Genomic DNA, 16213 nt, shown 5'->3' with positions numbered 1-16213 from the left:
GTTCTTATAAGCAGGCTTTTCGCAATTAGCTTCGGTGAGTCATATTTCAATAATTATTTCATTCATTACTTTTCTTCGATATACGCCTGGGGTAACCCCAGTAAACTTCTTAAATAACTTATGGAAATAAGGTAAGCTCTCATAACCGCAATTGTGGGCGATCGTATCAATACCTAAGTCGGTAGTTAAGAGCAGCTCCTTTGCAGTTGAAATTCGCTTGGCATTCACATAGTCGGTGATATTCATCCCGGTTAGTTGCTTAAACACCCTAGATAAATGAGCGGCTGAGACGGAAGTGTGTTTAGCCAAATACGAAAGTCCAGCAATTTGTTCAGTGTGAACCTGATCTAAGTGTTGAAGTATGTTTAGTAACCAGGGGGGGCCGATATCGGACGCGGCCAGTTGATGATGGGATTCTTTTAATATCAAACGATTAATAGTGATGAGAAGGCTATTTAAATGTAGTTGAACTGCGTATCTAAAACCAGCTTCGTGTTGCTCCAATTCTTCATGCATTTGTTTGAGTTTTTCTTCAAGATGAAGGCGCATGGCTGCTGGGATAACAAGTTTATAGCTCTTATATTTTCGGGCTCGCTCAAAAACTTGCCTATTCGTAAATGAATCACCGGCTGAATAGTGTCCGATCAGTTGCGGATCAAAATAGATGGCAGTAGCAGTAATTGGAAATTCAGAATCTGGCAATGCCTGATGAATGGTATTTCCAGGAATGATGAAGAGGTCTCCTTCATTCATCTCATAGAGCATTTGGTTTAAGAAAAACGTACCTTTTCCACTGTAAATATAAACCAATTCAAAGCGATCATGAAGATGCTCTGGTAGTTCGCGATTTGGTGTCTTTTTGTCCTTAAATACAAGGTTGAGTGGTAAGAGGTGGTCGTTAATAAAGTTCTTTATAAGCGGTTTTTGCATATTCCGAACCTCCCCAGATCATCTCACTTCGTTATTTTTCTTATGTATAGAATATCAAAATAGAGTATGTTTTTGCAAAGGTAAAGAATTAACAAATACCATATTCTTGATACAATATTAGTGAGCAGCACTAACCTTGAAGAAACTCAATTTAACTATAAGTTCGGAAAATCTCATTAAAGGAGCCAGTCATCGATGGACGTCGTTTATCAATTTGAAGAAGTAGCGAGACTTCCCTTGCCCGGGGATAACTGCGCCGTTGCGATTCACCAATTGAACTCCGGTACGGTCATTCAGTATGAAGGCCAATTGCTCGTCTTGGATTACACGGTTATGGAAGGCCATCGATTCGCGGTGAAAGCGATTGCTCCTGGTGAAGATCTGCTTTCGTGGCATTTGCCTTTCGGGGTTGCGATTCAGCCGATTCATCCCGGTCACTATGTGATCAACGAAACCGTACGGGAAGCGCTCAGTGTGCGCCAATTGACATTCGCGGTGCCGGCGGAACCCAATTTCGCTGATCAAATTTCTCCTTATATCTTTGATGAGGAGAGCTTCCAGCCGGCTCAGGCATCGCCTGTTTTTAATGATACGCGTACGTTCATGGGATATCGCCGCCATGAAGATCGCGGAGTGGGCACCCGGAACTACATCGTACTGCTTGGCACCACCTCGCATACGGGGAGCTACGTGACTGAGCTTGCCACGCGTCTGCAAGGCGGATGGCAGAAAGATTCGAATATAGACGGGATCGTTCCCGTCGCACACACGGAGGGCGGCACAGAGAAACCGAATAATGTGGACTTGCTGCTGCGGACGCTCGCAGGTTTCATGGTCAACCCGAACGTCGGAGCCGTGTTGGTTGTCGATTATGGTAATGAATCGGTCACGAACAAGATGGTGGAGGCTTATGCACGCGAGCATAGCTATCCAATCGATGAAGTGCTGCATAAGTTCGTGTCGCTCACGGGCAGCTTCGAAGAGGAGCTGGTTAAAGGTGAAGCGATCGTACGGGATTGGCTAGAGGCGGTTAGCTCGATGCAGCGGACGCCTGAATCCATCAGCCACTTGCGAATCGGCTTGCAGTGCGGCGGTTCGGACGCATTTTCTGGAGTATCCGCGAATCCGCTGCTCGGCTGGGTATCGGAACAGTTGGTGCGCTACGGCGGTGCGGCTAGTCTAGCCGAAACGGACGAATTGATTGGTGCAGAGCCCTATATCTTGTCGAAAGTACGCAACTTGGAAACCGCCCGCAAATTTCTGGAACTTGTGAACCGATTTAAGGAGCGTACGTCCTGGCATGGCACCAGTGCAGAAGGTAACCCGTCAGGCGGCAACATGTATCGCGGCTTGTACAATATCTATCTCAAATCTATAGGCGCTGCGATGAAGAAAGACCCGACAACGCGGATCGACTATGCAACGGAGTACGGAGAGCTCATGAAGGATGGCGGCTACTATTTCATGGATAGCCCTGGCAATGACCTGGAGAGCATCGCCGGACAAATAGCCGCAGGCTGCAACATGATCTTTTTTACAACAGGAAATGGTTCAATCACTAACTTTCCGTATGTACCTACGGTCAAGGTGGTCACGACAACTCGCCGCTTCCAATTGCTGTCGAACGATATGGATGTGAACGCGGGGCAGTATCTGGAAGGCAAGTCAATGGATGAGCTGGGTCAAGAGGTATTCGAGTTGTCGCTCCAAATTGCCTCTGGTCAGCAAAGCGTCGGCGAGAAGGCGGGCCATGCCCAAGTGCAAATTTGGCGCAACTGGCAGCAGAACGATGCGAGTCAGCTGGAGACGCTGCTTCACACTCCTGTGCCGACAGGAGCTCCGATAGCAATTGAAGATGCTGTAACGATGGCTCACTCGATCCAATTTTCCTTTACTCGGCATCGCAATCGGCAGTCCAGTGATAATATCGGCTTAATCGTGCCGACCAGTCTTTGTGCCGGTCAAGTAGCGGGTATGATCACACGGAGTTTGAACGAACAAGGAGCAGGGAAGCCCGAACTCTCGCGCTTTGTCACCTTGGCGCACACAGAAGGCTGCGGCACCTCGGGGGGACCAGCTGAATCCCTGTTTTCCCGCACGATGATCGGCTATATTACGCATCCGATGGTGGAGCATTGTTTGCTGCTGGAACATGGCTGCGAGAAAACACATAACGACTACATGCGCCATCAGATGGACGTGATGGGTGTCGATGTGAGCCGTCTTGGTTATGCCAGCATCCAGCTCGATGGGGGAATTGCCAAGGTGAGCGAGAAGGTTGAGGCCTGGTTCGCGGATCGATTGGCTGCCGCCGAACCTGCAGAGAAGGTGACGGTCGGTTTGGAAGGGCTGCGCATCGGAATCGTAAGCGTGGGTGCCATTCACAAAGATGCTGGCGAACAGCTGGGGCTGCTAACCAAGATGATTGTCGGGGCCGGAGGCTTGGTCGTTGTTCCCGCGAACAGCGGATTGCTTGCCGAGGATGGGTTCAGTCAGCCTTTATTTGGCTCGTCCCAAGTTCGGCCGTCCATTGCCTATGGGGAACACGTCCGCCGAAACGGCTTTCACGTGATGGAGACACCAACAACGCATGGCGTAGAGACGATCACAGGACTCGCTGCCACAGGTGTGGAGTTAATCATCGCGCTGATCGGTGATCGTCCGATGCAGGCGCATCCTTTCGTCCCGATGCTGCAAGTGACGTCGGAACAGGCTGATCTGCATAACCATAAGCAAGATGTCGATTTGGTACTCGAGGGCAACCCGAGCCTCTGGATGAATCAAATTCTTGAACGCAGCAAAGAAATTCTGGAACATACGTATGTACCGCGTCTCTATCAGCAAGGTAATATCGATTTTCAAATGACACGGGGCTTTTTGGGTGTGTCGTTATAATACAGACAATATCAGGAAGCGAGGAACACGCCATGACGAACGCATTATTATCCAAAAGACCGCTTGGCAGTACGGGCCTACTCATATCACCGCTATGTTTTGGAGCCGCTCCGCTGGGGGATATGCCGGAAACCTTTCAATACAGCACGTCGGAGGAACAAGCATTGGTGACGCTGCGCACCGCCTTCGAAAGCCCAATCAACTTTCTGGATACGGCTGCAGCTTACGGCGAAGGCGAGAGCGAACGGCGAATCGGTAAGGCCATTCATGCGTATGGTGGTCTTCCCGCAGGTTACGTGTTGGCTACTAAAGCCGACCGCGACCTTAAGACCGGCGACTTTAGCGGCGAACAGATTAAACGTTCCATCGAAGGAAGTCTCGAACGATTAGGACTTGATCGTCTGCAATACGTTTACATCCACGATCCTGAACATACCACTTTCGAAAATGTGATGGGATCCGGCGGACCGTTAGAAGTACTGCGAAAGTTTCAAGAGCAAGGGGTCATCGATCACATCGGCATATCCGGCGGACCGATTGATATGCTCATTCGGTATGTCGAAACGGGAGCGTTTAGCAGCGTTGAAACCCACAATCGCTATACGCTGCTCAATCGGGCGGCCGAACCTTTGCTTGATGTCGCGAGCCGTATGGGCGTTGCGGTTATTAACGCAGCTCCTTATGGCAGCGGCATACTCGCTAAAGGTCCGGAAGCATACGCACGTTATGCCTATAGCGAAGCTCCGCCACAATTATTGGAGAGAGCGCGTATGTTCGCCAAGGTTTGCTTGGAATACGATGTTCCGCTTGCCGCCGCCGCACTTCAATTTTCGCTTCGCGACCCGCGAATCGCTAGTACGGTCGTTGGCATGAGTAAACCGGAACGGATAGCCCAAACGCTGGAACTCGCGAATTACCCGATTGCCTCTGAGCTATGGCCGGCGCTTGATGCCTTTGGCTTTGATATGGAAGATCCCGAAGAGAATCGTTTTGCTTAGAGTACCGAGCAAGATAATTGCCGATTATTCGGAAGATGAAAGAGCTGCCATATTAGGCGGAACAGCGGCGAAGTTTTATGGCATTCAAGCTGGATAATAGAGGAGTGGAAATATGCGATTACAAGATAAGGTAGCTTTGATCACCGGAGCTGGATCAGGCATCGGGAAAAGCACGGCATTGCTTTTTGCACAAGAAGGCGCGACAGTTATCGTGAACGACTTGGATGAAATCAAGGGCAGAGAAACCGTGAGCGAAATTAGGAACAAGGGTGGCGAAGCGCTATTTCTCCACGCGGATGTAACAAATCCTGAGCACGTCAAGACGATGGTAGAAGCGGCTATTGCTGAATTTGGTCGCATCGACGTTCTGTTTAACAATGCCGGAATCAGTGGTGTCGGAGCCGTGCATGAAATTGAGCCGGAAGCTTGGGACCGGATTATGAGCATTAACGTAAAAGGCGTGTTCCTGCCTTCGAAATATGTATTGCCCTATATGATGGAGCGTAAAACAGGTTCGATAATCAACATGTCGTCGTGCGTAGCGGAAATTGGACTCGCGCGCAGAGTTTCTTATGCTGCAACGAAGGGAGCCGTACTCGCCTTAACCAAATCGATGCAGGTTGATTATGCTCCCTACAACATCCGGGTGAATGCCCTTCTGCCGGGTACGATCTTTACACCGTTTGTAGAGAACTATTTGAAGACTTCCTATGACGATCCTACAGCTGCCATCGAATCCTTAAAACAGCGCCAGCTCAGCGGTGAACTGGGCAAGTCAGAGGATGTTGCGAATGCGGCCTTGTTCTTGGCATCTGATGATTCCAAGTTTATGATGGGTTCTCCGCTCTACATTGACGGTGGTGTTGTTTTCGGCAAGAACGCCTAACAATAGCTAGATGGAGGAGAATATGTACAAATGAAACTACTGACATTTAACGACAACGGCCAATTTAAGCTTGGTATTAAAACGGAGAAGGGCATTTTGGATGTCGCTGCAGCAATCAATGGAATGAATTTGGACCAAACGATTAGCTTGTCGACCACGCTACATGCTGTCATAGAAGGCGGAACAGCGGCGGTTGCACAACTCCAGCGTCTTGTGAACATCGTGCTTGAAACAGGCTCAGAGGGAGAAGCTTATTGGCTGGATGAAACTCATATTCAATATGGACCCTGTGTGACGAACCCAAACAAAATTATTTGTGTAGGGCTCAACTATCGCAAGCATGCTGAAGAAACCAATGCGCCGATTCCGGAGTATCCGATTCTTTTTAATAAATTTTCGAACACGCTAACTGGACATGGCGCTGAAGTTCCACTGCCGGAGAGAGTGTCGTCGCAGGTTGATTACGAAGCAGAGCTTGTGATTGTGATTGGTAAAAAAGCTAAATATGTGGAGAAGGGGCATGCGTTAGATCACGTATTCGGCTATTGCAATGTGAATGACTTGTCCGCGCGAGATTTGCAAATGAGGACGCAGCAATGGCTGCTTGGTAAGTCGTGCGATAGCTTCAGTCCGTTAGGTCCATTCCTCGTTACCGCAGATGAAGTAGGAGATCCGAACAATCTGGACATTCGCTGTATCGTCAACGGCGAGGTTAGACAGCATTCCCATACATCCGATATGATTTTTCATTGCGACGAGATTGTCAGCTACATCTCGCAACACATGACCTTAGTTCCAGGTGATATTATCCTAACAGGAACGCCTGCGGGAGTTGTGTTAGGCTATCCGAAGGAGAAGCAGATCTATTTAAAACCGGGAGACGTTGTAACCATAGAGATTGAAAAATTAGGTTCGTTAACAAATACGATGGTTGCTGAGAAATAGTAGAATAAATAGTAAGAACCTCGATCGTTGAGGTTCTTTTGCTTTGCATATCTGACAATTTGATAAGTATATCATTCATATAGATGAGAGGTGCACCGTGAAAGTATCATTATTTATTACTTGTCTTAGCGATGCGATCTATCCCCGAGTAGGAGAAGCGATGGTGCGGCTTTTAGCCAAATATGGGATTCAGTTGGAATTTCCAAACGTTCAAACCTGCTGCGGTCAACCCGCATATAACAGCGGATATTGGGATGAAGCGCGGATAACAGCCAAAACCATTCTCAAAGCATTTGAAGATAGCGATTTTGTTATTTCTCCTTCGGGTTCATGCACCTACATGATTCATCACTATTCGAATCTCTTTCTAGATGATCCTATTAACTTGGAGAAAGCGGTAGAGCTTCAGAGAAAAACTTACGAGTTTACTCAGTTCCTTGTGCAGGTACTAGGGGTCACTGATCTAGGGGCGGTGTTTCCTCATAAAGTCACCTATCATCCATCCTGCCATGGAAGCAGGCTTCTTGGTGTCAAAGATGAGCCGTTGGAATTACTGGAAAACGTGCAAGGTTTACAATTTGTTCCGCTTCCTTTTGCAGAAGATTGCTGCGGGTTCGGTGGGACTTTTGCTGTAAAAATGGCAGACATTTCAGGAGCTATGGTCTCAGAGAAAGTGAATCATGTGAAAGAAACGGAAGCGGAAGTTCTCGTCGGTCTCGATATGGCCTGCTTAATGAATATCGCTGGCAACCTGCGCTTTCGAAACGAACCCGTCAAGGTGATGCACTTGGCAGAGCTGCTGTATGAAGGAGTGAATCGGGCGTGAGTAGGACTAATTCTGCTGCTTCAAGCGTTAAAGAACGTGCGGATCTGGCGCTTAACGATGAGTTTTTGCGCAATGCCGTGCGCTTCACGACGGAGCGACTGCGTGGAGGTAAGAAGAAAGCTGCTGAAGAACAAGGCAATTGGGATAGTTGGAGAGAAAGAGGCCGACAAATCCGGCTGCATACGATTGCTCATCTGGATTATTATTTGAATTTGTTTGCGGATAACGCTCGTGCTAATGGTGTTCATGTCCATTTCGCTGATACATCGGCTGATGCGGTGAAAATTGCTCTGGCGATTGCGGAACGTAAATCTGCAAAGTCGGTTGTAAAATCAAAGTCAATGGTAACCGAAGAGCTTCATCTAAATCACGCGCTTGAATCTATAGGGATAGAAGCCATCGAGTCGGATTTAGGTGAGTACATTATTCAACTCGCAGGAGAAACGCCTTCTCATATTATCATTCCGGCTATTCATAAGAACAGATATCAAATTGCGGATTTGCTCTCCAAAGAAGCTGGGGAGACGCTGCCGCCGGATACTTCGATTCTAGCAGGTTTTGTTCGTAAGAAGCTGAGGGAGAAGTTTCTTGAAACCGATATCGGGATGACAGGGTGCAACTTCGCGATTGCCGAAACCGGATCCATGGTGCTGTTCGAGAACGAAGGTAACGCCCGGATGGTAACTACGGTTCCTAAGACGCAAATTACGCTAATGGGTATGGAGCGTATTATACCTTCCTGGACCGATTTGGAAGTTATGGCAACGCTTCTGCCGCGTTCGGCGACAGGTCAGAAGCTGACGGTGTACATGTCAGGGATTACGGGTCCGCGAAGAGAACATGATGCTGATGGTCCTGAGGAAATGCACATAATCATCGTCGATAACGGACGTTCTTTGCAGCTGGGAGATCCTGAATTTCAAGAATTGCTGAATTGTATCCGCTGCGGCGCTTGCTTGAACGCTTGTCCGGTGTACCGTCATATCGGTGGACATGCATACGGGGGCACGTACAGCGGCCCGATCGGCGCCGTATTGACTCCTGCGTTAAAGAAAAACGTGGCCGAGTGGGACGATATTGCGAATGCCTCCAGCTTATGCGGGGCTTGCTACGAAGCGTGCCCCGTCAAAATCCCTCTGCACGATATGCTTGTTTCTTTGCGGCGCCGTAAGGTGGAGAGCGGTCATGGCAACAAGCTTGAAGCGGTTGGCATGAAAGGTTTCTCGGCGGTTATGGCCAATTCGGGCCGTTTCCAAGGTGTGCTGAAGCTCGGTAAGATCGGCCAAAAACTTGTCGTCCGCAGCGGAGAGATCCGTACGAAGCTGGGTCCGCTCAAAGGCTGGAATTCGTATCGGGTAACGCCTAGTTTGCCTGACAAATCGTTCCGTGAGGGGTGGGGGACATTGGAGGCGGAACTGCGTCAAGGGCTGAAGGAGCTGGATCCTGAAGTGCGCCAACGAATGGAAGCCATTGTCAAGGAAAGGAAAACCGGAGGAGGGCATGAACATGGCTGATACGCATCAGGAATGGTTAGAGCAGCTTGAAGCGGAGTCACGCGCGAAACAGGAAGCATTTATGAATGGCATCGCTAGCAAGCTTGGAAGAGCACGGGTGATTGAGAAACCGGCTCAGCCTTACCGAGGAGCGCCTGATTTCTGGCAAACATTCGAGTGGCCTCTTGAAGAGAGAATTGAGAGATTTACGGAAAATTTCCAAACTGCTGGCGGATATGTGGCTCGTTTATCTTCCATGGAAGATGTAAAACAATTCATAGTGAATAAAGCACAGGAAATGAGCGCTAAATATATTATCCGGCAAAACCAATCGGAGCTTGATGCTCTTGATTTGGAAGGAGTGCTAAAAGACACTAGTGTATCGGTTTGGAACCGTGCCCCGGAGAATCACTGGAAAGCCCGCGCCGCTGAAGCGGATTTTGGGATTGTGATGGCGGATTACGCTACAGCGTATACGGGCTCCATGACGGTGCTATCATCTCGGGACAAAGGCAGATCTGTTAGTTTACTCCCGACCGTATTGATGGCTATTATTCCGGTAGAAAGACTGAAAACACGTTTAGGCGAAACATTAGTTCATTTCGATCGTACGGGAAGAGAGGATCTGCCTGCGGGTATTCATTTCATCTCTGGACCAAGTCGTTCGGCTGATATCGAGAATGATCTGACCATTGGGGTTCACGGACCCGGTATTGTGTACGCATTGATTGTGGGGTAAATAAACTGTATCGAGAACGAGATACTCGGGATGGGCTTTTGAATGAGGTTTGGTAGGATGAGGGCTGGGACTCCTTTGGGGTTCCGGTTTCTTTTTTTTGTTATGGCCTTGGGATTAAGCTAACGGTAGTAGAGCGTGAAGGATGATTAACTTTAGAGTCAGATCTCAAGACTTAATTTTTATAGATGTTTTGTACCAATTAAAACGAAAAACTTAGTGGTAAAATGAATGGGTGATTTCCCAATTGAAAGAAGTGAAGTGGTGGTTACAATGAACGATGTCCAATTATTGTGATAAAGAGATAAAATCCACTAAGAAGTCAATTTTGGGAGGAATTCTTTATGGGTATTGAACTAAAGCAGGTGTCCATTGAAAACTGGTATGATTGTACCAAATTAAAAGTTAAGAAAGAACAACTAAATGTTTTTCCTGCACCTATTGTTTATTGGATTGCAGAATCGAAATATGTTGATGATTTTGAGCTGCGTGTAATTTATTGTGATGATAATTTAATCGGATTTCTTGTTTTTTGTAAGAAGCCAGACTCGGATGGAAACCACTGGATACCTGCAATAATGATTGATGAAAATCACCAGGGTAAGGGCTACGGAAAGGCTGCAATGAAACAACTAATTGAACTGTTTGAGTCAATGGACGCCAAAAGAATTATGATCGGTCACAGACCTAGTAACATAATTGCTGGAGAGATGTATGAATCCTTGGGGTTTAAAAAGGCAAGCGAAGAGATAATTGATGGTGAAATAATACGTTTACTTCAACTTCATTAAATAATGTCGGCGTATTGCTTATATACATTGTTTATCTATTGAAGAAAAAGCTCAATTACTCACTTATAAAGAGCAAGCGAAGAAGGAGAGATCTCCTCATGGAACAAATTGAATATCGAGATATTTGTGGAGTACCATGTATTATACTAGATCCTTCATCTGAACAGCTCGGACAAATTATTCTGTACCACGGATGGGGATCAACGATAGAAAGTTACAAGTTTTTTGCATCGTTAATATCAAGTTGGGGATATCGAGTAATTATACCTGAACTACCTTCCCATGGAGAGCGCGGAAGCCTTGATTATTTTGATAAAGAAACGTTACAATCTAATTTCTGGCCTGTTGTTTTTCAAGGAGTACATGAAGCAGAGACAATAGTTGCGGAGGCCATACAATATGGTGATGGTCCAATAGCAGTGATTGGCCACTCAACAGGCGGATTTATTAGCGCTGGAACATACGCTAAAGATCAACAGATTAAATCCGCAATTGTTATAAATGGTTCCTGTGCTTGGGTTCAATTTGAAGAACTATATCGCGAAAAAAATGGATTGAATCCGATGGAGGCTAGTGCCAAATCTCTTTTACAACAAAATGATCCACTTTCCTATATTCGAATGAATCAAGAAAAGCCATTATTGCTGCTTCATTGCCAGGATGACACTTCAATTCCTATAGATAGTCAATTATACTTTATAAATGCAATAACAACAGAGGGTAAACCAGCAGATCATATCCAATTAATTGAGTACCCGAGAGTTAATCATCAGATTACATTAGGAATGCTGCAAAAGATGAAGGAGTTCCTTGATAAGACCTTGCTGTCTCAACTGAGGGACGGAAGAACGTTAGTTCAATCACGACATGACGGCAGCCAGCATTGATCGGCTGCTTTTGTCTGTTGAAGTAACAAGAAACTTTAGCAGGGACACGTTAGTTCGCCACATATCGTCCAATTAAGGTTTATTTAAAAAGATGACTTAGAAATACAATTTAAAACACTGGAGAATATAATGAGAAATGTGAATTCCCCTGCAATATTTTCCTTAATTTTACCGGGAATTGGTCAATTATATAATGGTCAAATTTTGAAATGGCTTAAGCTTACGTGCCTTCAAATACTTCTCACTGTACTCTTTCCTATACTATTCAAATTAGTAGGAATGATATCAGGCTTTCTATTTGCGTTAGGCTTACTTACCATTATTTTGTTGCCATTTGCATTCATACCTTTATTAATATTAATAGTTGGATTTGTATTTGCTCCGAGATATTCAGCATATAAAGATGCTATTGATGCAGCTAATCAAACAACAATATGGAGAACATATTTTAATACTCAACAACAACTGATTATTGTTATCCTAGTGACAATAAACGAAATAATAATATTAATGTTCCTATTCAAATATTTCTGGGGGATTTCAGAACATTTGATACGGTAATGTTTCGCGAAGCCTCAGCAGCGTTGAACTGAGGGACGAAGAACGTTTGTTCAATAAGAAATCAAGACGAGGCTGGCGGCATGAATCGGCAGCCTCGTTAAAGTAACTGGCAGGAGAGTCTCATCATCTAAACGAATATTTCAAATATTAATATATAGGAACAGGGTTGATTTATGGATGTGATTGATAATTATATCGGAAGTTGGATGGACTTTGTCGGACATATATTAATAATAAAAAAGATAGATGATATCGAGGTTAGAGTTGACTTTTATCCTATTTTAGGAAGTAAACCTGTTAATCGAGATCTATTAGGGAGAACGGCATTATCTATTAATATGAAAGGAGTTTTACAAGAACACGGACTACAAATTGAGTTAGGTGAGGAGGGATTAGGACCAACCCTTGAAATAAAACTAACAAAAGAAAATAATCATAAATTATTAGAACCCAGTGTGGTTATGGGTCTATATGATGAATATGAGGATGATTTCGGTGTTCCATGGATATTTCCATTATCTTACTATAAGGAGATTGAGGATTGAACTAACGGGAGACGATACCTTAATCATTTAATAAATGCAAAACAAGAAATCCAACGTCTTGACACAGACGCTGGATTTCTTTGCAATTTAAAGTATTTTACATGTTATAAACAATAGGTGGTCCTACGACGCTTACTTCATATGTTTTCGCCAGTTCGATAATTTCGTCCATGGACCTCCCATGAACTTCCTTAAATATAAGCTCATCTCCCGGAGGAGTAAACATTATCGACATATGCAAATGCGTGGGGCGTGCCTCTTGGAACGACAATGACATCACCTGCGCCTGCATTGAATTTCTTCCCACCAATATGAAAGCGAGCTTCGCCTTCGATAATACGGAATATTTCATCCGCTTTATGGTGTATTGCGATCGGTCCATTTCCTTGCTTTGCAGCCATGCGAAGATCGAACAAAGAGTATTCGTTGTTCACATCTTTACCGTGAACGCGATAAGCGACTTGTTCTCCCGGGAGTACGTCAAACCACTCCATCTCTTGATGACTATGATGAATACCATGGCGTTCCAAATCTTGATGTCTTTGCATAGTTAATTCTCCTATCTTTATACTAAATTTAGAAGAGCCTCCTCATTATGCAATAGATGACGCATTGATGGTTATAGCGATCATCTCAAATGATTGCCTAATCTTATTACTTTGAGGTTTATTTATTGCTATTAAAACGAATTGGATACTGTAAATTGATCCAAAGCAAGTCGGTTGGATGGGTGCCCAGGCTTAGTTGCAAGTCCAACGGTTATTAACATCACTGGTGCATAACGTGCTGGAACATTGAATGTTTCAACAAATTGTGTTTTATCGAAGCCACCCATTGGGCATGTATCATAGCCTATCGCTTTTGCAGTGATCATCAGCTGCATGGAAATTAGGCCAGCATTGCTGTCTGCGGAGTCGCGAGCTGTCTGCGGATCTTGGTAGGCGGCTTCGATTTGCGCAGCCATGCCGTCTTTTAATTCTTGTGGCATCATACCGGCCGCAACTGCTGCGCCGTGTACGATCTCAGCGTTTTTGTTCGCTTCGAGATCACCAAGCACTGCAATGACGACAGAGCTTTGTGTAATTTGCTGTTGACCATAAGCGATTGGAAGCAGTTTTTCTTTTTGTGCTTCGTCTTCGATTACGAGAAGTTTCCAGTGTTGCAAGTTCCAAGCCGATGGTGCAGTAGCTGCTGTGGTTAATAATTTCTCGAGATCAGCTTTCGGAAATTTGTGTCCAACTTCGTAATCGCGAACAGAATGACGTTCTTCCAGTAAATTTAATACAGATGTTTGTACTTGTGTGACTTGTGTGCTCATATGTGTTTGCCTCCAAGGAAAGATTATTTGTGTTTGCAAGCTTTCAAAGCCAATTGCATCATATCTGAGAGTTTGATAGAGTAAGTAAAAAATGGAAATTATCAATGGCATGTATGCAAGGAATTCCGCATCGTGACAACAGCTATTTTGATTAATTTAAAGTGATTAGACGAATTAGTTACTGTTCATTATTGCTGAATGCGGAATCGCTAGCTGTCTGTCTGTGGATCTTGGTAGGCAGCTTCGATTTACGCAATTCATATAGAAAGCGCACTTTAAATTACTTATTTTGGAAAAATGATACATCTTTCATTAAAAACCCCTCTATTTTGCTTGCTAGAGGTCCGTCAAGTTCTGTGATTCGTTTTATTTCAATCCATTCAGGATCGTTGTGGAAACGATCATAGTTGAAGTTGCGCATTTCCAAATTGGCATGCTCGACAATGAAATAAAGACGATTACTAGCCTCATCAATATCTACCCAAAATTGAATCACTTTCATACCATGCTTCATAAAGAACTCAATACCATGATCTTTGAACCTATCTTGTAATGCCTGCATCTTGCCAGGATTCACGTGGCACACTCGCAGCTCGTACAACATTTCTTCACCTCCTCTATTTGGTAAAATGATACTTATACCATTTACAAGTACCAAAACCATTGCATACCTATTCAAACGAATAGGCGATAAACCGAACATTCTTGTATATTCACGACTGAAACTGAATTGTGAAGGGTTTCATAACCGACCTTGAAAGTAACTTCAGCTATGATCTCCTCCGTTTATATTCGTGATGATATGAAATATTGGTTTAGTCTCTTCATTGTGCAATAGAACACACAGCAATAGTTATAACAATATTCTCAAATGTTTGCCTGATCTTATCACACCTATTACGGATTTTTCGGTATGACCGTTGTACACTCATCAGACTACCCGGAAACTTCAAATGAAACCGTTAACCGGTTCCGCAACTCTTTATTTTAACTTTCACTTCTACCTGGATGTCAGTCTTGTCGAGACCTTCATTTACTGGTTTGATATGTCATTTGTCCCTCGCGAAAGGCGCAAAGAGGGACAGATTTATTCTTGATCCAATTGTAAGAAGATTTATGTTTAACTAACAAGTTGACACGAAAGTGTCATCCAACCGAATGCAGCCCGTAAGAAGTAGTAGCGAACAGTATTACATGAAAGCAAAGGGAAATGTAAATATTTACAAAATAGAACGAATGTTCTATACTAATGAAGTGCATTATCTAACTAATTTATTGAGGAGTGAGCAAATGAATCGCGTCATTTTGTTTGATATAGGCTCTCAGGATCCGGAAGGGGCAACTCGGTTTTATTCCAATGTGTTTGATTGGAACATAGGGTCTCCCAATTGGGATTACTGGCCTGTAACAACAGGATCAACTGATTCACAAGGTATCGACGGAGGCATTACAAGATCCCCGAAGGGAATTGCTCAACGCGTACAAATCACAATTCAAGTAGATTCCATCGACGCTACCGTTGCTAAAGCCGTGGAAAACGGTGCAAAGCCGGATACGGACAAAATGGACTTTGGTGATTTTTATCTTGCCTACTTGTTCGATCCACAGGGCATACGATTTGGTCTTATCCAGTATAAATAACAGAAATTATACATTCATGAGACAACCGGTCATGAATGAAGTGCACACCTTATAGTGGACATTGAAGAAACACCTTGGCGTCACAACCGATGAATGGACTAGCCCTTAACGTGAGACAAATTAAAACACCTTCAAGTGAAAGGTTCCATGTCGTAAGATGTGGGGGACAACTTGGAGGTGTTTTTGCTCTGGCACAAGAGTTAGCTACCTCAAATGAAGGCAATTAAGATGAGATTAGTAAGGTAATCCTATGAAATTGGTCATGGATGAGCTCGGAATCAGCAGTTTATAACGTGGATGTCTTGGTAACGTAATGGGCAACTTCATCGGCTTGAGCAGCCAGTCGGTAAGGCGGAGAATGGTTTCTATGGCAACAAAAGGAGGTGTCGCCAGAGGCCGTAGTGCCCTAATTGGAGTTAACTGCGTTGTTTTGAAGAGAATCAACACGTCAATTACAAATGTGTGCAGCGGATCATGCAATATGAGAGACTACAGTGTCGGGTCAAAATGAAGAAAAGCAAGGCTGTAGGGCAGCCAGTACATATCGTTGAACATCAGTTAAACCGTCGATTCCAAGCATTGAACCGATGCAACGGCTAGTAACTGATATAACCTATTTGCCGTTTGGCGGAAAAACATTATATCTATCGAGCATTTTGGACTTGTTTAACAGGGAGGGCGTGGTGTCGTGTAAGGTCACCTCCGCTGATAATGCCCCCATTGATTCTATCTCGAAGGTATAACCTGTACAACGACGGCAA

17 protein-coding genes are annotated in these 16213 nt (G+C 44.8%); 13 read left to right on the top strand and 4 right to left on the bottom strand.

The genetic code is table 11. The features are described 5' to 3' along the window. Positions 1-39 precede the first annotated feature (39 nt). A complete protein-coding gene (locus GQF01_RS02775; RefSeq protein WP_161405367.1) occupies positions 40-930 on the bottom strand; it encodes an AraC family transcriptional regulator in 891 nt (296 codons plus the stop codon). Between the two features lie 195 nt (positions 931-1125). On the opposite strand from GQF01_RS02775, the gene GQF01_RS02770 reads away from it, so the two are divergent. From GQF01_RS02770 to GQF01_RS02720, 12 genes are all read left to right on the top strand, one after another. Continuing rightward, positions 1126-3825 (top strand): UxaA family hydrolase, encoded by a 2700-nt coding sequence (locus tag GQF01_RS02770; protein WP_161405366.1) that lies wholly within the window; start codon positions 1126-1128, stop codon positions 3823-3825. 32 nt (positions 3826-3857) lie between these two features. Continuing rightward, positions 3858-4823: an aldo/keto reductase gene (locus tag GQF01_RS02765; protein ID WP_161405365.1), complete on the top strand. Its 966-nt coding sequence runs from the start codon at positions 3858-3860 to the stop codon at positions 4821-4823. Beyond that, a complete protein-coding gene (locus tag GQF01_RS36190) occupies positions 4816-4920 on the top strand; it encodes an amidohydrolase (protein WP_235958867.1) in 105 nt (34 codons plus the stop codon). Before GQF01_RS02765 ends, GQF01_RS36190 begins: the two co-directional genes overlap by 8 nt. A gap of 15 nt (positions 4921-4935) precedes the next feature. Further along, a complete protein-coding gene (locus GQF01_RS02760) occupies positions 4936-5709 on the top strand; it encodes an SDR family NAD(P)-dependent oxidoreductase (protein ID WP_161405364.1) in 774 nt (257 codons plus the stop codon). Between the two features lie 30 nt (positions 5710-5739). After that, positions 5740-6654: a fumarylacetoacetate hydrolase family protein gene (locus GQF01_RS02755; protein ID WP_161405363.1), complete on the top strand. Its 915-nt coding sequence runs from the start codon at positions 5740-5742 to the stop codon at positions 6652-6654. Between the two features lie 97 nt (positions 6655-6751). Then, entirely contained in the window at positions 6752-7480 is a 729-nt protein-coding gene (locus GQF01_RS02750) for a (Fe-S)-binding protein (RefSeq protein ID WP_161405362.1), read from the top strand. After that, positions 7477-8994: a LutB/LldF family L-lactate oxidation iron-sulfur protein gene (locus GQF01_RS02745; RefSeq protein ID WP_161405361.1), complete on the top strand. Its 1518-nt coding sequence runs from the start codon at positions 7477-7479 to the stop codon at positions 8992-8994. Before GQF01_RS02750 ends, GQF01_RS02745 begins: the two co-directional genes overlap by 4 nt. Continuing rightward, a complete protein-coding gene (locus GQF01_RS02740) occupies positions 8987-9712 on the top strand; it encodes a LutC/YkgG family protein (protein WP_161405360.1) in 726 nt (241 codons plus the stop codon). The genes GQF01_RS02745 and GQF01_RS02740 overlap by 8 nt, the downstream gene beginning before the upstream one ends. 341 nt (positions 9713-10053) lie before the next feature. Beyond that, positions 10054-10500: a GNAT family N-acetyltransferase gene (locus GQF01_RS02735; RefSeq protein ID WP_161405359.1), complete on the top strand. Its 447-nt coding sequence runs from the start codon at positions 10054-10056 to the stop codon at positions 10498-10500. A gap of 98 nt (positions 10501-10598) precedes the next feature. Continuing rightward, entirely contained in the window at positions 10599-11387 is a 789-nt protein-coding gene (locus tag GQF01_RS02730; protein WP_161405358.1) for an alpha/beta hydrolase family protein, read from the top strand. Between the two features lie 129 nt (positions 11388-11516). Further along, positions 11517-11948, top strand: coding sequence for a hypothetical protein (locus tag GQF01_RS02725; protein ID WP_161405357.1), 432 nt, complete (start codon positions 11517-11519; stop codon positions 11946-11948). 173 nt (positions 11949-12121) lie between these two features. Beyond that, a complete protein-coding gene (locus GQF01_RS02720; protein WP_161405356.1) occupies positions 12122-12493 on the top strand; it encodes a hypothetical protein in 372 nt (123 codons plus the stop codon). A gap of 203 nt (positions 12494-12696) precedes the next feature. On the opposite strand, the gene GQF01_RS02715 is transcribed toward GQF01_RS02720, so the two are convergent. From GQF01_RS02715 to GQF01_RS02705, 3 genes are all read right to left on the bottom strand, one after another. Further along, complete coding sequence (locus GQF01_RS02715; RefSeq protein WP_161405355.1) at positions 12697-13041, bottom strand: cupin domain-containing protein; 345 nt, start codon at positions 13039-13041, stop codon at positions 12697-12699. A 131-nt stretch (positions 13042-13172) separates the two neighbouring features. Beyond that, positions 13173-13811 (bottom strand): nitroreductase family protein, encoded by a 639-nt coding sequence (locus tag GQF01_RS02710; RefSeq protein WP_161405354.1) that lies wholly within the window; start codon positions 13809-13811, stop codon positions 13173-13175. 280 nt (positions 13812-14091) lie between these two features. Next, the gene (locus GQF01_RS02705) at positions 14092-14415 is read right to left on the bottom strand and encodes an NIPSNAP family protein (RefSeq protein ID WP_161405353.1); all 324 of its coding nucleotides are present in this window, start codon (positions 14413-14415) and stop codon (positions 14092-14094) included. 686 nt (positions 14416-15101) lie between these two features. Here GQF01_RS02705 and GQF01_RS02700 point away from each other — a divergent pair. After that, entirely contained in the window at positions 15102-15452 is a 351-nt protein-coding gene (locus GQF01_RS02700) for a VOC family protein (protein ID WP_161405352.1), read from the top strand. Positions 15453-16213 lie beyond the last annotated feature (761 nt).

Origin of the sequence: Paenibacillus silvestris, assembly GCF_009882985.1 — a bacterium.
GTDB lineage: Bacteria > Bacillota > Bacilli > Paenibacillales > NBRC-103111 > Paenibacillus_E > Paenibacillus_E silvestris.
The sequence above is the reverse complement of the archived record's forward strand: the minus strand, read 5'-3'. Positions and strand labels throughout refer to the sequence as shown.